General features: G+C 59.1%; 18 protein-coding genes. 12 read left to right on the top strand and 6 right to left on the bottom strand.

From position 1 onward, the window contains the following. Positions 1–211: 211 nt before the first annotated feature. The gene (locus tag VK574_RS05590; RefSeq protein WP_472798831.1) at positions 212–1177 is read left to right on the top strand and encodes an alpha/beta hydrolase; all 966 of its coding nucleotides are present in this window, start codon (positions 212–214) and stop codon (positions 1175–1177) included. A 6-nt stretch (positions 1178–1183) separates the two neighbouring features. Here VK574_RS05590 and VK574_RS05585 read toward each other — a convergent pair whose 3' ends face one another. Then, positions 1184–1996, bottom strand: a complete 813-nt coding sequence (locus tag VK574_RS05585; protein WP_472798830.1) for an alkaline phosphatase family protein — start codon at positions 1994–1996, stop codon at positions 1184–1186. Between the two features lie 403 nt (positions 1997–2399). Between VK574_RS05585 and VK574_RS05580 the strand changes: the two genes are divergently transcribed. Further along, a complete protein-coding gene (locus tag VK574_RS05580) occupies positions 2400–4037 on the top strand; it encodes a S10 family peptidase (protein ID WP_472798829.1) in 1638 nt (545 codons plus the stop codon). A gap of 94 nt (positions 4038–4131) precedes the next feature. On the opposite strand, the gene VK574_RS05575 is transcribed toward VK574_RS05580, so the two are convergent. Then, the gene (locus VK574_RS05575; RefSeq protein WP_472798828.1) at positions 4132–4590 is read right to left on the bottom strand and encodes a hypothetical protein; all 459 of its coding nucleotides are present in this window, start codon (positions 4588–4590) and stop codon (positions 4132–4134) included. Between the two features lie 591 nt (positions 4591–5181). On the opposite strand from VK574_RS05575, the gene VK574_RS05570 reads away from it, so the two are divergent. From VK574_RS05570 to atpC, 7 genes are all read left to right on the top strand, one after another. Continuing rightward, complete coding sequence (locus tag VK574_RS05570) at positions 5182–5640, top strand: F0F1 ATP synthase subunit B family protein (RefSeq protein WP_472798827.1); 459 nt, start codon at positions 5182–5184, stop codon at positions 5638–5640. Between the two features lie 8 nt (positions 5641–5648). Beyond that, a complete protein-coding gene (locus VK574_RS05565) occupies positions 5649–6404 on the top strand; it encodes a F0F1 ATP synthase subunit B family protein (protein WP_472798826.1) in 756 nt (251 codons plus the stop codon). Continuing rightward, complete coding sequence (atpH, locus tag VK574_RS05560) at positions 6404–6946, top strand: ATP synthase F1 subunit delta (protein WP_472798825.1); 543 nt, start codon at positions 6404–6406, stop codon at positions 6944–6946. The genes VK574_RS05565 and atpH overlap by 1 nt, the downstream gene beginning before the upstream one ends. 199 nt (positions 6947–7145) lie before the next feature. Beyond that, the gene (gene atpA / locus VK574_RS05555) at positions 7146–8678 is read left to right on the top strand and encodes a F0F1 ATP synthase subunit alpha (RefSeq protein WP_472798824.1); all 1533 of its coding nucleotides are present in this window, start codon (positions 7146–7148) and stop codon (positions 8676–8678) included. Between the two features lie 96 nt (positions 8679–8774). After that, a complete protein-coding gene (locus VK574_RS05550; RefSeq protein WP_472798823.1) occupies positions 8775–9848 on the top strand; it encodes a F0F1 ATP synthase subunit gamma in 1074 nt (357 codons plus the stop codon). A 96-nt stretch (positions 9849–9944) separates the two neighbouring features. Further along, positions 9945–11387: a F0F1 ATP synthase subunit beta gene (gene atpD, locus VK574_RS05545; RefSeq protein WP_472798822.1), complete on the top strand. Its 1443-nt coding sequence runs from the start codon at positions 9945–9947 to the stop codon at positions 11385–11387. Positions 11388–11499: 112 nt separating this feature from the next. Further along, entirely contained in the window at positions 11500–11925 is a 426-nt protein-coding gene (atpC, locus tag VK574_RS05540; RefSeq protein ID WP_472798821.1) for an ATP synthase F1 subunit epsilon, read from the top strand. Positions 11926–12020: 95 nt separating this feature from the next. On the opposite strand, the gene VK574_RS05535 is transcribed toward atpC, so the two are convergent. Then, positions 12021–12893, bottom strand: coding sequence for a hypothetical protein (locus tag VK574_RS05535; protein ID WP_472798820.1), 873 nt, complete (start codon positions 12891–12893; stop codon positions 12021–12023). Positions 12894–13182: 289 nt separating this feature from the next. On the opposite strand from VK574_RS05535, the gene VK574_RS05530 reads away from it, so the two are divergent. After that, positions 13183–14691, top strand: coding sequence for a DUF1593 domain-containing protein (locus VK574_RS05530; protein ID WP_472798819.1), 1509 nt, complete (start codon positions 13183–13185; stop codon positions 14689–14691). 12 nt (positions 14692–14703) lie between these two features. Here VK574_RS05530 and VK574_RS05525 read toward each other — a convergent pair whose 3' ends face one another. Continuing rightward, the gene (locus VK574_RS05525; protein WP_472798818.1) at positions 14704–15777 is read right to left on the bottom strand and encodes a hypothetical protein; all 1074 of its coding nucleotides are present in this window, start codon (positions 15775–15777) and stop codon (positions 14704–14706) included. Positions 15778–15984: 207 nt separating this feature from the next. Between VK574_RS05525 and VK574_RS05520 the strand changes: the two genes are divergently transcribed. Then, positions 15985–16293 (top strand): hypothetical protein, encoded by a 309-nt coding sequence (locus tag VK574_RS05520; protein WP_472798817.1) that lies wholly within the window; start codon positions 15985–15987, stop codon positions 16291–16293. A gap of 100 nt (positions 16294–16393) precedes the next feature. Continuing rightward, the gene (locus VK574_RS05515) at positions 16394–16750 is read left to right on the top strand and encodes a hypothetical protein (protein ID WP_472798816.1); all 357 of its coding nucleotides are present in this window, start codon (positions 16394–16396) and stop codon (positions 16748–16750) included. A 6-nt stretch (positions 16751–16756) separates the two neighbouring features. Here VK574_RS05515 and VK574_RS05510 read toward each other — a convergent pair whose 3' ends face one another. Next, a complete protein-coding gene (locus tag VK574_RS05510) occupies positions 16757–17083 on the bottom strand; it encodes a metal-sulfur cluster assembly factor (RefSeq protein ID WP_472798815.1) in 327 nt (108 codons plus the stop codon). 419 nt (positions 17084–17502) lie between these two features. After that, positions 17503–18393 (bottom strand): polyprenyl synthetase family protein, encoded by an 891-nt coding sequence (locus VK574_RS05505; protein WP_472798814.1) that lies wholly within the window; start codon positions 18391–18393, stop codon positions 17503–17505. Positions 18394–18397: the final 4 nt, after the last annotated feature.

Raw genomic sequence — 18397 nt, 5'->3', positions numbered from 1 at the left:
CTTCCCCGATGGTCCGGAGCCATGCCGATGGTGCATCGGTAATGCTGGCCTAAAGACACGGTACCGTGATTTGAAGACAATCCCGGCAATGCTCCGGCTGAAACTCGGCGGAGACTGCTGATGGGCTAGCCGGATGTCGGGGAACGGGAGGCAGGCCTGCGAGTGGGATAGCAAGTTTGTATAATCCTCGCGAAACTCGTGGGGTTGGAATATGAAGCACCTGCTGGCGGTAAGTGTCGGTATCTTGCTGGGATGCACGGTGGGGTTCGCGCAGAAAGAGCCCTGTGCCCTTCCGGGAGAAAACAGCTCGTTTCTGGGAATCCGGACCTTTCGTCTCTGGCCGGGCGAGGTGCCGCAAGCCAAGGGGACCAGGTGCGAAGATACGCCGACCCTGACCATTTTCGATCCGCAGCCTGGGCATGAAAACGGATCGGCAGTGGTGATTCTGCCGGGCGGGTCCTATCAGCACCTTGCGGGTAATCTGGAAGGCCGCCAGGTGGCTGACTGGTTTACCGCGCGGGGATTTCGAGCCTTCATTTTGAGTTATCGGTTGAGCTCAAACGGATACTTGCTGCCGGTGCCGCTGCTCGATGCCCGGCGCGCCGTGCAGACAGTGCGGGCTCGGGCCAGCGACTATCACATCATCCCCAACCGGATTGTGATGATCGGGTTCTCAGCGGGCGGACACCTCGCGGCATTGGCGGCGACACAGCCGGTAGATGGAAAACCGGATGCGACCGATCCGATTGAGCGGGAGTCGAGCCGGCCGGATTTCCTGGTCCTCGGATATCCGTGGATTGGAGCGATCTCCAGCGACACCTCGCACTTGAGCTATTGCAAGCTGTTCAACGTCATGGATCAGTGCGAGACACTCCGCACCTCCTACTCCCCCGACCTGTTCGTTACTGCGAAAACCCCGCCGACGTTCTGGTACCACACGGCCGACGATCAGACGGTTCCGATTGAGCAGGGGCTCCGGTTCTATCAAGCCCTGATCAAGGCAGGTGTTCCGGCAGAAGCGCACGTCTTCGCGCATGGCCCGCATGGGTCGGGACTGGGCAAAGGCGATGGGTCGATGGATCAGTGGCCCGGCCTGCTTGAAACGTGGATAAGGGCGCAGGGGTTGCTGACGCGGGACGGGCTGAGTGCGGAGCCGAAGCCGGTCCAGGCGAAGTGAACGGCGTTATTTCAGGATGAAGAATTCAGACATATCGGGAGCGGCTGTCGCTGCGCCGGGCGGGTTGGTGAGGCCGAGGACTTCCATCACCGTGCGCAGCATGCTTTCGTGCTGGTAGACGGTGGCGGAGGTTTGGACGTAGCCGGATTTCACGATTGGACCCCAGAACGCGGGCACGACGTGACCGCCTCCGTGAGTGGTGTCGGTGGTCGCAGCTTCGTCGAAGTCGACAATGAGCAGGCCATCGCCGCCGGTTTGAAAGGCGGGATTCGCGGCCAGTGGGCTGAGGACGTTCGACTGCAGCCAGGCATCCGCGGCCAGGGGTGTGCCATTGTGCGCGTCATCGTTCAAATCCGGAACGATAAAGGAAAAGTCAGGCAGGGTCTTGTTCGCGGCGTCTGTGAGGAATTGAGAGAAGGGCTGGATCACCTGATTCGCGACCTGCGCGCTTCCGGCCACATCGGACAGCATGGCGAAGGGATTGTGGCGAATGACGTAAAGGCCCGTGTTGCCTCCGAGATAGCCCTGCGTGATGCCTTCGGCGTACACCTTGAATGTGACCTTCGAAGAGAGCATGCGGCGCGCGATGTTGTCGACGGTCCAGATGGTGACTGAACTATCGTCGCTGGTAAGCGTCTGACCCGTGGTCAGCATGAAGTAGTTGGGAATGGACGGGTGCGCGTCGGCGTAGTAGTTCGTGGCCTGACCGCCCTGTTTGAGCAGCATATTGAAGTGGGGCCATGCCGTGGTATTGGCGGCAACCGTGGAATAGCTCTGGTTTTCCTCCATCACCATCACAACGTGGTGGCTGGTAGGCATCTGCGGCATTGGGGGAGGAGGGGGCGTCGGGGTCGGTGCCGGTGCCGTCGTGCTCGCGGTCTTAGAACTGCCGCCGCAAGCGGAAAATGCAAGCGATACCAGCGCACAGGAAGTGATCAGGAGGCGAATCACTGTCGCTCTTTTCTTCGTACCGCGGTAACGCATAGGGGTGGAGGGCTCTCTCTCCCTGATTGAGAATGGCGGGAAGGAAAGGTGGTTGCATGGCGCAACCTGAAGATATCGTCATGTTGAGAGGAGGTCGCGAAAAATGATTGCGACTTCTCGGCTTGGTTGAACGTCGCTTTAAAATCCGCGTATCCAAAATCCGCGAATCAATGCCGCATCCGTTTTCCCCGATGGCTGCTGGCTGGTTGTTCAATTCTTTCTGGAGGAATTTCCGCTCATGACATCAGTGCGTCGCTTCGCATGGAGCGGGGTTGCGGCTGCAGCCTCGCTGTGTCTCTCATGTCTTACACCATTTCAATCCAGCCTCTACGCGCAGGAGCGGCCTACCGACCAGCAGCAGGCGCGGCAACAAAATCGACCGCCCGGGGGGGACGATCAAAAAGATGCTCCCTCCAAAGACGCTCCCAAGGAAACGCCGATTCCGCCGGAGAAGAGCTCGGTGACGCATCATGAACTGAGTCTGGGCGGCAAGTCGCTGAAGTACACGGCGACCGCGGGTACACTGCTGATCCGCGATGAAGAAGACAAGCCATACGGCAGTATGTTCTACGTGGCCTACACGCTCGACGGCGCGGATCCCGGGACAAGGCCGGTGAGTTTCCTCTATAACGGGGGTCCCGGCTCGGCAACCCTCTGGTTGCATATGGGTTCGTTCTCGCCGGTGCGGATTGAAACGGATAGCCCCAAGGCTACGGCGGGACCCCCTTTCAAGCTGGTTCCGAACCAAGACTCGTTGCTCGACAAGTCGGATCTTGTGTTTATCGATGCGCCCCTGACGGGCTATTCGCGCGCGGTGGGTAAGGGAACTGCGAAAGACTTTTTTGGCGTAGACCAGGATCTGAAAGCGTTCGACCGGTTCATCTCCCGATATATCTCGGTGAACCAGCGGTGGAATTCGCCGAAGTTCTTGATTGGCGAGTCGTATGGAACGACGCGGTCGGCGGGTTTGTCGGACCTGCTGGCGGAGGATGGAATTCAGCTGAACGGAATCGTGCTGATCTCGTCGATTCTGAATTATGGAGTTCGTTCGCCGGGATACGACACCCAGTACATCATCAACCTGCCGAGCTATGCCGCGGCGGCGTGGTATTTCAACAAGGTGCAGAACAAGACGCCGGATATCGCCGCATGGGTACAGCAGGCGCGGGAGTTTGCTTCAGGTGCCTATGCGCAGGCATTGTTCCAAGGCGACAAACTGTCCGGCGAGCAACTGGATTCCGTCGCGAAAGAGATGAATCGGCTGACCGGGCTCAGCGTGGACTACATCAAGGAAGCGAATCTGCGCGTTTCGCCCACGCGTTTCCGGAAAGAAGTGTTGCGCAGCGACCGGAAGACCCTTGGCCGGTATGACATGCGGTTTGAAGGCGAGGACGTTGATGCGGCCGGCGAGAATCCGAGCTACGACGCTTCGGACAGCGGGATTTCGGGCGCGTTTGTGGCCGCGATTCACGATTACATGTCACGCGAGTTGAAGTTTGAGAGTACGGATATGTATAGACCCACCGCATACAACATGACGGGTGGTCAGTGGGACTTCCATCACCGGCCACCGGGCGGCGGTGGGCCGGGCGGCCCCGGGAATCAGCAGGTGCAGCCGTATGTGGCGGGCGATCTGGCCTCTGCGATGCGGAAGAATCCGCACTTGAGGGTTTTTTCTGCGAATGGGTACTTCGATCTGGCGACACCGTTTTTCGGAACGGAATTTGACCTGGAACATATGAACCTGGAGCCGGAACTGCGCGGGAACGTGCAGTTCGGGTATTACCCGTCCGGACACATGATCTACCTGAACACGGAAGCGCTGCACAAGTTGAAGGAAGATCTCGCGGCGTTTATCGATAAGGCGTCAAAGTAGCTGGAAAAAAGAACGGGGACCGCAGAATGAAAATCTGCGGTCCCCGTGCGTCTGGGGGAGAGAAACCGACTCACTTTCGGCCCGGTCGGCGAACTTAGGGTTGCGGTTGCGGTGTTCCACCTTCAGGAGGTGGGCCGCCGGGGCCGCCTCGCCGCATCCGTTGCTGCTGCATGGCGTCGAATTTCTGCTTCTGATCGTCGTTCAGGGTTGCCTTGATGCTGTTGTTGGAGCCTTCCATGATGGTGCGCATCTGGGCGCGGCGGTCTTCCTGCGAAAGCGACTCATTCTGCATGAGAGCCTGCATCTTCTGCTGGCGATCGAGAAGCAGGGGCTTGATCTTTTCCTGCTGATCGGATGTCAGGTTGAGTTCGCGGGTCATGCGCTCAAGCTGACGGCTTGGGTCCATCCGCATGCCACGGCCGCGGCCATCGGGAGGGGGGCCGGCCTGATTCTGGTCGGGGGGTGGGGGAGGGGTATCTTGAGCGAGCGCTGCGCCGGTTAAGCCAAAGGCGAGTATGCCGATGATTGTGAGGGAGAGGAGACTACGTTGCATATTGGGTGAATCCTCCGATTCTTTGCCCGGGAAACCAGCCGCAAATGGCTGTGCCACGGACGGGGTTCCTCGATCGTTCCCAGGCCAAAGGTTGCGCCCAGGATGCCGTACAGGAGGGTAGACGGGGAACCTCGGCAATCGGATGAGGCCTTGGGCAGAAATCGTCGGAAAATTGAGGGGAGGAAGGCCAAAAACCGCCCTGAAACTAAGAGGCGGGCCAACCGATCTCGGGAGTGGAAGGATTCCCGAAACCGGCTGCCCGCTGGACCCTGAACCGGGTCTAGGTGGTATGTTTAGTTTAGGCCTGTTGTACCGGAAAGCAAGTTCTTTTTTGGTCTAAATTCCCAATTCGTGACAGCAGTCACACAACCCTCCCGCATAGCGCTCCGCAGCGTTGACTTGGGGGTTTGCCCCTGATACAAAAAGGTGTTCCAAAGCTTTTTGCCGATGGTGTTGCGTAACTAAAAATCTGGAAGGTTGTCGCTCCCTCGTGGTCGCGTCAACTCCGCGATAACCGGTTGTGAGACTCCATCAGAAAAGGCGAAACCCGCGACGGAAAACCCTGTCTGCCTGAGTTAACCGAATACAAGCATGGAAGAGATCTTTCAACAAATCGGTGCGCTGCTACTTGGCGCCACACCCACAATACTGCTCTTTGTGGCTTTGGTTCTGGCTTACCAGTTTCTGGTGCAAGGCCCATTGAGCCGGGCACTTGCAGAGCGTCGCGCCCGCACCGAGGGCGCCATTGAAAACGCGCACAAGGCAATCAGCCAGGCTGAAGCCAGGGCAGCCGAGTATGCCGAGAAGCTTCGCCAGGCACGTGCGGAGATCTTCAAGATGCGCGAGGCGAGGGACAAGCAGCGGAGCGCCGAGCGTGAAGCCGCGCTTGATGCAGCGCGGAAGGCCGCCGGATCCACGGTGAGTCAGGCACAGGCTGAGATGGATGTCGAGGCGGAGAACGCCAGGCAGGCAATCCAGGGATCGGCGGGGGAACTGGCAAATCAGGTGGTTCGAGCAGTGCTGCCGCTGGCCGCCGGGAGTTCCCGTTGAGACAAGTTTTGAGAAATTCGCATTCATCCATTCGGATTTATGGGCTTGTGCTGCTGCTGGGGTTGATGGCATTCGCGCCGACGCTCACGCCTGTTCGTGCCTATGCGGCGCAGGTTTCAGAGGTCCCGGAACAGCCCAAGGTTCAATCTACCCAGCAAGAGGCGCAGAATCCGCCCCAGACACAAGCGGCGAAAACCGAGGAAAAGGAAAACGATCTTTATCGGCATTCCGCCGTGATTCAGTATCTTGCGCGCATGTTGCATTTGGGAGTGGAGACAACAGCGCGGCTGTTTGAGCTCTTCAATGTACTGGTCGTGGTGCTGGGAATCGGCATTCCGCTCGGCCGGTTTTTGCCGAAGCTTTTGCGCAAGCGGTCAGAAAAGATCCGTGGAGACCTGGAAACCGCGCGCAAGACAACCGAGGATGCCAATACACGTTTGAGCGCTGTCGAGGCCAAGCTCGCGAGCCTGGACCAGGAGATTGCGAAATTCCGCGCAGAAGTGGAGCAGCAGATCGCGTTGGACGAACAGCGCGGCAAGACGGCCCTCGAAGAAGAGAGCGCACGGATTGTTGACTCGGCCGCGCAGGAGATCGGCATGGCGGCAGCGCAGGCCAAGCGCTCATTGCGCCACTTTGCGGCGGACCTTGCTATTGATCAGGCAGTCAAGAAGCTGGTGCTGACGCCGGAGACGGACCGGGCGCTGATCGCCGAGTTTGTCAACGAGACCGGCCGCGACATAATGCACGGCGGAGGGAAAAACTGATGGCCGCCGCATTTGCTTCACGGTATGCACGCGCGTTTGCCGACGTGGTGTCGTCGGCCAAGCTGGACGCGACCGCGCTGGACCTGCAGTTCAACGATTTTCTTGGCAGCTGGGATGGCAGTGCGGATCTGCGCGAGGTTTTCCTGAATCCGGCGATTCCAGCGGTGCAGAAGATTGCGATCCTCGACAAGCTGAATGCCCGGATGGGCCTGCAGAAGGAGATGCGCAACCTGCTGGCGGTGCTGATCCAAAACGATCGTATCGGCGATGTGCACGAAGTGGCCACAGCATGGCGTGCGGAGATGCAGGCGCGGCTCGGCATTCGCCAGGCGGAGATTGTGACAGCGCGTGAGTTGAATCCGCAGGAGCGCTCGGAGCTGCTGGTGGGGGTTGGCAAACTTGCCGGGGCGCTTATTGAACCGACGTTCAAGCTGGATGAGTCGATCATCGGCGGGACCGTGGTGCGTATCGGATCGACGGTGTACGACGGATCGGTACGCGGGCGGCTGGAGAGATTGAAGGAAGCGTTGATTGCGGGCTAAGCCCGCAGTTGTCAGTGATCAGTTTTCAGTTGTCAGTTTTTGGTGATTGGTTTTGGTTGTCACAAGTAGATAAACGAACGGAACTCAGGAATCAGTTTTTAGTGGTCAGTAAGAAAGGTCTTCAGCTTTCGATACCGCATCCGGCGATCGGTAACTGAGATCTGTGAGCTGAAAACTGAGAACTGCAAGGAACTTCCAAATGGCTCAAATCAAGGCAGACGAGATTACGCAGATACTTCGCGAGCAGATCGCGAACTACGATTCGAAGGTGCAGGTCGACGAGGTCGGCACTATCACCTCGCTGGGTGACGGCATTGCACGCATCCATGGACTTGACAAGGTGATGGCGGGCGAACTGCTTGCCTTCCCGCACGGCATTGCCGGCCTGGCTCTCTCGCTGGAAGAGGATCAAGTGGGCTCTGTGGTCCTCGGCGATTACACCGAGTTGCGCGAAGGCGATGAGGTCAAGCGTACGGGGAAGATTCTGAGCGTGCCTGTAGGCGATGCGATGATCGGGCGCGTGGTCAACGCGCTCGGTGCCCCGATTGACGACAAGGGGCCGATCGCTTCCACGCAGACCAATCCGGTGGAACGCCTGGCGCCGGGCATCATCGACCGTCAGGGAGTGCGCGAGCCTATGGCCACCGGACTCAAGGCTATCGACGCCATGATTCCTATCGGCCGCGGCCAGCGCGAACTGATCATCGGCGACCGCCAGACCGGCAAAACTGCCGTCCTGCTCGACACCATCATCAACAACGCCAAGAACGACCTGATCTGCATTTACTGCGCCATCGGCCAGAAGCGCTCTTCGATCGCACAGGTTGTGCAGACACTGACCGAGGCCGGCGCAATGGGGCACACAATCATCGTGGCCGCGTCCGCTTCAGAGCCTGCGCCGATGCTCTATCTCGCACCATACGCAGCTACCGCTCTCGGCGAATACTTCCGCGACAACGGCAAGCATGCGCTGGTGATGTACGACGATCTTTCGAAGCATGCGATGGCGTATCGCGAAATTTCGCTGCTGCTGCGCCGTCCGCCGGGCCGCGAGGCATATCCAGGCGACGTGTTCTATCTCCACTCGCGTTTGCTGGAGCGCTCGTCGAAGCTGAGCAAAGAGAAGGGCGGCGGTTCGCTGACGGCACTGCCCGTGATTGAGACACAGGCCGGCGACGTTTCGGCCTATATTCCAACCAACGTGATTTCGATTACGGATGGGCAGATATTTTTGGAAACCGATCTGTTCAACTCCGGCGTGCGTCCAGCCGTGAACGTGGGACTTTCGGTTTCACGCGTAGGATTCTCGGCGGCGATCAAAGCGGTCAAGCAGGTTGGGTCGACACTGAAACTGGATCTGGCGCAGTATCGTGAACTGGCGGCGTTCGCGCAGTTCGGGTCGGACCTCGATCCGCTGACGCTGAAGCAGCTGAATCGCGGCCAGCGGCTGACGGAGTTGTTGAAGCAGCCGCAGTTCCAGCCGCTGACCTGGCAGCAAATGGTGGTGATTCTGTTCTCGGGAACGCAAGGATACCTGGACGACATCGCCGTTACCGACATTCGTGCATTTGAAGACGGCATCTATAAATACTTCGATAGCGCGCAGACGGCGCTGATGGAAGAGCTGACCAATAAGAAGCAACTGGACGATGATGTTCGCAACAGGCTGCATGCGGCCCTCAAAGAGTACAAGGCGAATTTTGTGGCAGAGATGCAGACGGCAAAAGCGTGAAAACGAGTGGACAGTGAACAGTGCACAGTGGTCAGTAAGACCGATCACATCATCCACTGATCACTGTTCACTGACCGCTGTTCACTGAGAAGACCAATGGCAAACGTACTGGATCTACGGCGGCGCATACGCAGCGTGAAAAACACGCGGCAGATCACCAAGGCCATGAAGATGGTTTCGGCGGCAAAACTGCGCCGTGCGCAGGAGCGGGCGCTGGCGGCGCGGCCTTACGCGAAGATGATCACGAGCGTGTTGGAATCGCTGTCGCGGCGCGTGGATATTTTTGACGAACAGACCGGCAACCTGCGGCACCCGCTGTTTGCCGTTCGGCCGGAGAAGCGCGTGCTGATCGTGGTGATCAGCGGCGACAAGGGATTTGCCGGCGCATTCAACGCGAATATCACCAAGACGGCGCTCCAGTTCATCGGCGGCAATCCGGACCGCGAAATCGACGTCGAGGCGATCGGCCGCAAGGGCCGCGATCTGATGCGGCGGAGATTTCCCATTGCCGAGTATCGCGAAGAGACCGATGAAAACGGCGTGAAGCGCGAGGTGCGCAACGATCGCCGGGGCAAGGTCGAAATTACGGGCGACCATCCGGGGATGTTGCTGAAGCTTGAAGCGGACCGCGTGTTTGAACTGGCCCAGAACATCATTTCGCGCTACGTGCACGAGGAGATTGATGCCGCCTACATCGTCTACAACGAATTCAAGTCGGTGATTGCGCAACGCCTTGTGGTGGAGCGGCTGCTGCCCATTCTTAAGATTGGCGTTCGGCAGATTGAAGGAGCCGTGGAGCCGACCGCCGAGGAGCGGGAGCGCGCGGCACATGCTGCGTTGAGCGCGGGCATCGCGCTCGAAGAGGCGGATACCGAAGAGGCCGACGAAGAGGCAAAGAAGTTCGGAACAGCCAACGTCGACTACATCTATGAGCAGCCGCCCAACGAACTGTTTGACGGGCTGCTGCGGCAATACATTTCAGCGATGCTGTTTCACGCGATGGCCGAGTCGGTTGCGGCGGAGCATGCGGCGCGCATGACGGCAATGGATTCGGCGACCAACAATGCATCGGACATGATCGACGCGTACACGCTGCAGATGAACCGCGCGCGGCAGGCGGCGATCACAAAGGAAATCATCGAGATCGTTTCGGGAGCGGCAGCTGTGTAAGTTTTCCGAGTTGTTCGTATCCCAGGTCTGAAAAGCGAGACCTGGCGCACCCAACTTCGAGTCCCATCCAAGTTTGGAATTGAGAAGGCAAAGAGAATGGCAGAGAACATTGGCAAGGTAATTCAGATTTCCGGTCCTGCGGTGGACGTGCAGTTTGAAGAAGCGACGATGCCGCCGATATACCAGGCGCTGCGCGTGACCAGCGACGGCTTCAACGTGCCCACACCGATTTCGGTCATCCTTGAAGTCCAGCAACACCTGGGCGAGGGACGCGTGCGAACGGTGGCAATGGAAGGCACCGAAGGCATGGTCCGCGGCATGAAAGCCATCGATCTTGGCGGTCCCATCAGCATGCCGGTGGGCAAGGAGACGCTGGGACGCGTTCTCAACGTGATCGGCGAGCCGGTGGACGAACTGGGCCCGATCGGCGCAAAAACGCGCATGCCGATTCACCGGCCGGCGCCGCTGTTTGACGAGCAGTCGACGCACGAGGAGATGTTCGAGACCGGCATCAAGGTTATCGATTTGATCCAGCCATTCTTGAAGGGCGGCAAGATCGGCCTGTTTGGCGGCGCGGGCGTAGGCAAAACCGTCGTCATCATGGAACTGATCAACAACGTGGCCAAGAACCACGGCGGTTTCTCGGTGTTTGCCGGGGTGGGCGAGCGTACGCGCGAGGGCAACGATCTGTGGACGGAAATGACGGAGTCGGGCGTTATCAAGCCGGGCAACTGGCAGGAGTCGAAGTGCGCTCTGGTGTACGGCCAGATGACCGAGCCGCCCGGAGCGCGCCTGCGCGTGGCCTTGAGTGCACTGACGGTTGCCGAATACTTCCGCGACGTGGAAGGGTCCGACACGCTGCTGTTTATCGACAATATTTTCCGGTTTACGCAGGCAGGTTCCGAGGTTTCCACACTGCTCGGACGTATGCCTTCAGCGGTGGGATACCAGCCGAATCTCGCGACCGAAATGGGCGAATTGCAGGAGCGTATTACGTCGACGAGCAAGGGCTCGGTGACGTCGGTGCAGGCGGTGTACGTGCCCGCGGATGACTTGACCGATCCGGCGCCGGCAACGACGTTTGCTCACCTCGACGCGACCACGGTATTGAGCCGTCCGTTATCTGAGCTTGGTATTTACCCTGCGGTCGATCCGTTGGCTTCGACCTCGCGTATTTTGTCGGCGCGCATTGTGGGCGACGAGCATTACAACGTGGCGCAGGGCGTGAAGAAGATTCTGCAGCGCTACAAGGATCTGCAGGACATCATTGCGATTCTGGGGATCGACGAGCTCTCGGAAGAGGACAAGCTCACGGTGGCGCGCGCGCGCAAGGTGCAGAAGTTCCTGTCGCAGCCGTTCCACGTGGCCGAGCAGTTTACCGGCATTCCGGGCGCGTATGTGAAGATCGCGGACACGGTGCGCAGCTTCAAGGAAATCATCGAAGGCAAGTACGACGATATCCCGGAGCAGGCCTTCTACATGAAGGGCGCGATTGAAGAAGTGCTGGAGACGGCAGAGAAGCTGAAGGCAACGGCGTAAAGAGCAGTGGTCAGTGTTCAGTGAACAGTGGTCAGCAAGTCCTGAACACTGGCGGGTTCTTCAACTGATCACTGACTACTGATCACTGTTCACTGCGACCAAAGGGAGCCCAATGGCTGACCAATCCAATTCGCTGCGGGTCCGGCTGGTATCGCCGGAGCGCATTCTGTTTGATACGACGGCGGACGCGGTGGAACTGCCGGCAAAGAACGGCTACATGGAAGTGCTGTACGGGCACGCTCCACTACTGGCCGAACTGGGCGCAGGAGACGTGCGGCTGCATGGCGGCGCAGAGGGCGGCGAGCAGATTTACAACGTGTCGTGGGGGTTCGTCGAAGTGCTGCCCGATCGCGTGACGATCCTGGCGAACGACGCATTGAAGCCCGAGGAGATCGATGTGCCGCGTGCCGAGGAGCAACTGGAGCGTGGCCATAAGGAATGGAACGAGGCTGGCGACAGTGAAGAGAAATATGCCGAAGCGCTCCACGTGATTGCCGAGGCCGAGGCTAAGCTGGCTACGGCGCAGGAGAAGCATTAAGGATTCCGACCCGCGAAGCGGTAAATGACGAAGGCCCTGCTCCAGGGAGCAGGGCCTTCGTGCGTCTGCGGTATCCTGCAGGAACGTGAATCCGATCAGGGCTGGTTCGGATCGACCGGAGTCGCGTCGCCGACGATGCGCGAGGTCACATGCGTCTCTTCGAAGTCGCGATTCTGAGCGTCGAGGATGACTTGGCGATGGAAGAAGTAGAGCACGTGGATCTTGAATTCGGTGGAGAAGTTGACGGGAAACCAGACGCCGTTGGTCTGCGGGGCGTAGCGGATGGTGAAGCCAAGCCCGGGCACGTCGGTTCCGAGAAGCGTGCGAACGGCAAATGGAATCTTTCGTGCCATTGCTGTCGTGACCAGAACGGGCTGATGGGCGGTGGTATCGATGAAGGCATCGCCGCTCCATCCAAAGTCGTTCTTTTCTTTCGGGCGAAACGCGATGTGATAAACGTCGCGGCCATTCAGGCGTTCGCGGCCGACCATGCGAAACGTGTAGTTGAGCTGATCCTTTGAGGTGAGGGGGAAGAGGTGCGCGTCGACGCCGTCCTTTGATTTGTCGTGGATGAGATTCCAGCGCATGTTTTCGACGAGATCGCGATCGAGGGTTTCGTTGCTGTTGGGATCGAAGACGGGATCTTTATCTTTATCCTTGTCCTTCTTCTTGTCTTTCTTTTTCTCGGATTGATCCTTGTCAGTGTCCTTGCCGGCGTCTTTGGGTTTGTCTTCATCGCGGGGCAACAGTTTGTCGTACGAGACCAACTTGTGGTTCTTCAGGAATCGGCCATCGACGCTGAGCAACTGCTCGTCCGTTCCCTCGGTTGACGGGGTGAAGCGGTAGTCGGTGATCTCTTCGCACATCACGGTGCTGCCGCGGCGCGAGGTCATCTTTGCGTGTTGCACGTAGACGTAGTGTGCGCGTTCAGCCTCGGCGGTGTCCTGGTTAATCGCGACGCGATTCATCACCGACTCGGCAGACGGCAGGTGCTGGGTTGCGGAAGTCTTGGTTTGAGCTGTGCAGATGCATGAGGAGAGCAAAATGGCTGGGATCAGCCGAGTTCGAAGGCAGATCATTGCGCGCATCACCTCCGGATATTGTCAGGGTTTTTGTTGAGGTTCGTTTGTTGCCGACCCACTGCATGCAGAGACACGGGAATTCCGGAAAGGTTGCCGAAAGCTTCACGGATATTATTGTGCGGGATGAGTATGGGCTTTGCGAAGCTCGGTCCGGGTACGGAAAGAGGTATTCCCGATGGTGAATCGCACGATCATGGCGCTTTGGACGGGAGCGCTTCTTACAGTGCCAAGCATAGTATCCGCACAGAGTCTGCCGCCAACGCATGTCGACGACTTCAGAGGCGAGCCTCGCGTCGTGGTTATCAGCGACATCGGCAATGAGCCGGATGACCAGATGTCGTTTGTGCGATTCCTGCTGTACTCGAACGAATTCGACATCGAAGCTATGATCGCCACGACGTCGACCTGGCAGAAGACGAAGACGCATGCGGAGACGATGCATCAGTTGATCGAGGCGTACTCACAGGTGCGGCCGAATCTGCTGCTGCACGCGACGGGGTGGCCGGAGGCAAGTGACCTGGATGCGCGGGTGTTCACGGGGCAGGGCGCGTACGGCATGGCGGCGGTCGGGGCGGGCAAGTCCTCAGAGGGCTCGAAGGCGATTGTGCGGGCGGTGGAGCGCGAGGATGCGCGTCCGTTGTGGATCTGCATCTGGGGAGGTGCGGGTACGCTGGCGCAGGCGCTTCTTGACCTCTCGGCCTCGCATACTGCCGATGAAACTACGAAGTTGATTGCGCGGCTGCGGGTGTACTCGATCAGCGACCAGGACGATGCAGGGCCCGTGATTCGGCGGACGTATCCGAAGTTGTTCTACATTGTTTCGCCTTCGACGCCGACGAGCGGGGAATATGCGTCGGCGACTTGGACGGGAATCAGCGGGGACCGGTACTACCTCAACGGCGAGGGCGCGGACTTCACGACAGTGACGAACGAATGGCTCGATGGGAATATTCGCAGCAAGGGGTCGCTGGGGAAGAAATATCCGAAGTTCATGTTCATCATGGAGGGGGATACGCCGTCGTTTCTGGGGCTGATTGACAACGGGCTGAACGCCTACCGGAGGCCGGACTGGGGCGGATGGGGAGGACGGTATGTATTTCGCCAGCCGTATGGAGAGACGCATCCGATCTGGACCCAGGGCGGGGATGAGTTTGCGCGGGTCGATTCGCGGGATACAGTGACCGGCGTGGACGGAAAGGAACACGTAAGCGACCAGGCGACAATCTGGCGCTGGCGCGAGGCATTCCAGAATGATTTTGCCGCACGCATGACGTGGACGGTGGCGGATTTTGCGCATGCGAATCACAATCCGGTTGCCGTGGTGAATGGGCAGGGTGGGACAGCTCCGCTGGTGATGGATGTGAACGTAGGCGAGACGATTAAGCTCGATGCGGGACAGAGTAGCGATCCCGACGGGCAGCGGCTTCATTTTCACTGGTTCCATTATGGCGAGGCGGGACTTGCGGACGGCAACCTAGCTGCGCTGACGTTGTTGGGAGGCGATGGTCCAAGTGTGACGGTGAGGGCAGATGCGGCGTGCAGGCCGCTGTGGCTGCCGCTGATTCCGTGCAAGGGCGATGGCGCGGCGCACGTGATTCTGGCGGTGACGGATGAGGGTTCGCCGCGGCTCACGTCGTATCGGCGTGTGATTGTGCATGTGCATGCTGCGGCAGTGAATCAGTAGGCAAGCGAGGCGCTAGCTTTTCTTGAGAACAAGCGGCAGCGAGCCTCCGCCCTGGTTGAATGTGCCCTCAATCGTGTCTTTGGCGGCGTTGATCTGGCCTTCGAACGAGGCGCCAAAGGCTTTCATGTCAATTGTGATCTTGCCGCCGGAGCGGGTAACCGAGGTGGTCGGCATCCAAACAGGGGCCTGATCGGGGCTCTGCATGGTCGCGGTCAAGCCGGTTTCCGTGTTGACGATTTTGAAAAGGATGCGCAACGTTCCTTTCGGTGTATCGAGGGAGCCCTGCCAGGTGCCGTCGATATCTGAGGGTGCCGCCAGTTTGGGAGCCGCAGCAGCGGCTTGCGGCTGGGCTCGTTTGAAGCTGAGTTCCAAGGGCTGGCCTTGAGACCAGGTGCCGTTGATCTCAGACGCGTCCTTGGTGACCGTGCCATCGTAGGTGCCTTTAACGGCCTGCACGTCCAGATTGAGTTTGCCTTCTTTGAGAGTGACGGTATTGATGGGAATGCCATTCGCGCCCTGATCGACACTGTCGAGAGTTGCGGTGAGGCTTCCGTCTTTGGCGGCGGTAATGTGCAGCACAAGCCGGAGTTCGGCGGGGCCTGCCTTAAGGGTGCCGGCCCAATCGCCGGCGATGGATTGCTGGGTGACTGTGGGCGACGCTGCCTGGGCGGCTGAATGCTTGAAGACCACGTTGGCGGTCGGTTGAGCCTCGGGCTCGACCTGCGTAAATGTGCCGGTCATCTCGGTCCCGTCTGCATTGAGCTTGCCGACAAGACTGCCGCTGACCTTCATGGGCTGCCCGTTTGCCTGGACCGTGTCGTCGACGTCTGCAGCGACATCGGAGCCCTTGATGGTAGTGGTTTTGGCCTTGATGCCGTAAACGCCCTCGTCGAGGTTGTCGAAGGTGGAAGTGAAGGTTCCGTCAGGGGCGGCGGTGAGGTGCCAAACCAGGTGGAAGGTGGTGCCATTCGCGTCGAGGGTGCCTTGCCAGTCTCCGGCGAGGCGAGCTTGCGCAAATGCAGATGGGGTCAGAGCGAAGGCGGAGATGGCGGCCAGTGAGGCTGTTGCGAGGAACGGGATTTTCATTCGACTCCTTAGAGCGGATGGCTTGGAATCCGCGTCAATACGAGGAACATGGTTAACCTGGCGGGGACTGCGTGCTGGTAAAGATACGAGGGATCGGAACGGGAAGTTCAATGAATTGAGAGGACTCAGGAGGCTATCGGGGACTGCGGGGGGAATTCGGGCTTCGCCTTTCCCGATTGAGGCGAAGAGCCTACAATTCTGATTGTTATGGGCAAAGAGAAGGCAGATACATTTCAGGTTGCATGTCCCGATTGCGGGGCAATGATCGTGGTGGATGCAGCTACCGGACTGGTGGTGAGCCACACCTCGGCGCCGCGCAAACGCATGTTTGAGGATCTCGAAACCGCAGCCAAGGCCATGCGCGAGCAGGATGAACGAAAGGAATCGATCTTTCGTCAGTCGGTTGACGCGGAAAAGAACAAGGAAGACCTCTTCGACAAGAAGTTTGCCGAGGCGCTGCGCAAGGCGAAGGATGCTCCAGCAGGCAAGCCTCTTCGCGATTTCGACCTGGATTGAGATGGCCTCGGGAAAGCGCGGCGGGAGGCATGAAGGCCGCGGTTGAATTCTCTTGCTGCCACAATGCACGGGAATGCATCTGAACAAAGAAGGAGACCCCATGAGCGTTGCGACTTTTCCGGGCCGGGAGAACCGGTCCCCGAGGATCACCGAGATGCAGAAAACAGACTCCTTCGATTGGGTAAAGTTTGCCGCTTGTGGGACGCTGATTACCGGTGGACTGCTGCTGCTGACCGGGCAGAAACGGGCGGGATTGGTGATGGCTGCGTCGGGCACGGCGCTGGCCCTGCTGGATCACGAAGAAACCCTGCGCCACTGGTGGGACGCCATGCCGGAGTATGTGGATCGCGCGCAATACATGCTTGAGCAGGTGCAGGACGTGGTTGAAGACATCACCGAAAAAGGTGAGTCGATACGGCGGGTTTTGTCGCGGCGTTCGCCGACGACTCCGGCGTAGCCAGCTCTAAATTCCCAACTGGCGGCGGCCGGCTTCGCTGATGCGGTGCGGCGTCCACTTGGGCTCCCACACCAGATTCACATCCACTTTGCTGATGTCGGGAATGGTGGCGAGCCGGTTGTGTACCTGCTCAAATATCAGGCCCGATGCCGGGCAGGACTGCGTGGTGAGCGTCATGGTGACCTTCACCCACTGGCGCGGCCACGCGGGCGTTGATTCCGGATCAGGGCCGGTTTCGATCGAGTAGATGAGGCCGAGGTCGACGAGGTTCAGCTTCACCTCGGGATCGAAGCAGTCGCGGAGAGCGGTTTGAATGTCCAGTCCCGATAGCATGAAAGTTCGACCTAATTTTGCTTTTTGCTGAGAGCAATGATCTCGTTAGCGCTTGAGTGGTTCGAGGAAAGAGGTCGGTATCCAGCCGGAACGCAGCCCCACACTCCCGCTCATCGCCTCGAAGGGCCGGTCACACAAGACCAGGTTCCTTCCTGACGATTCACGTTTACGAGTGTTCCAACCCGGAAGTGCACGGGCTTATTGGAAATGGAAGGCGTTTCAAAAAATGAGAGATCCACCTCGGGAGGTGGATCCTTGATGGAGCGCAAATTCTCGAATTTGTCGAATCTACAGGAACTCTTAGGCGGTTCCATCTGATGTGCATTGGTCGGGCTCGGCTGCGTCATTCCTACGCCAATTCCAACAACCCAAAAAAGCAATGAGCAAAGGGTCCGCATGTCTTCCTCGCTTGAGTCCCGCTAGTTCTTGCGCTCGACCAGATAGCGGGCAACGGACTTGAGCCCGTCGGCCGGTGAACCGTAAGGCTCGAGAGCCGCGAAGGCTTCGTCGATCAGCATCGCGGCGTCGCGGCGGCTCTGCTCGATGCCATACACTGCGGGCCATGTGGCTTTCTCGGTTGCGAGGTCTTTGCCCGCCGTCTTTCCCAAGTGTGCTGAGTCCACGGTCATGTCGAGCACGTCGTCGACGATCTGAAACGCTAGTCCTGCTTTGCGGCCGAAGATGTCGAGGCGAACCACGTCGTCCGCAGTGGCGCCCGCGTAGACGCCACCTGAGACAACGCTGACGCGGATGAGTGCACCGGTCTTCGCGCGGTGAATAGCCTCAACAAGTTCGGGCGTCGGTTTCTGATGTTCGCTCTCGATGTCGAGCACCTGGCCGCCGATCATGCCGTCAACGGTGCCAACGGCGTTGGCGATCAGGCCGATAATCTTCACCGTTGCTGCGGGCGGCGAATCGAGGCCTGCGAGAATCTCGAAGGCGCGGGTTTGCAGCGCGTCTCCGGCAAGAATGGCGATGGCTTCGCCGAAGGCCACGTGGCAAGTAGGCTTGCCGCGGCGCAGGTCGTCGTTGTCGAGCGCGGGCAGGTCGTCGTGAATGAGCGAATAGGTGTGCAGCATCTCGATGGCAGCACCGAGGCGTTCGATGCCGGGAGGAACAGAACCGGCGATGGTGACGGCCGCCTGCATGGCGAGCACCGGCCGCAGACGCTTGCCCCCGGCGAAGACCGAATGGCGCATGGCGCCATGGATCGACGCAGGAACAGTGTCGACCGTGGGGATCAGCGCTTCGAGCGCGCGGTCGGTAAGCTCTGCGCCTTCTTGTATGAGCGATTTCACGTCAGCAGGCATTCCT

The sequence above is a fragment of the Occallatibacter sp. genome (assembly GCF_035317045.1).
Classification (GTDB): domain Bacteria; phylum Acidobacteriota; class Terriglobia; order Terriglobales; family Acidobacteriaceae; genus Telmatobacter.
This window is presented reverse-complemented; position numbering and strand designations above follow the sequence as displayed.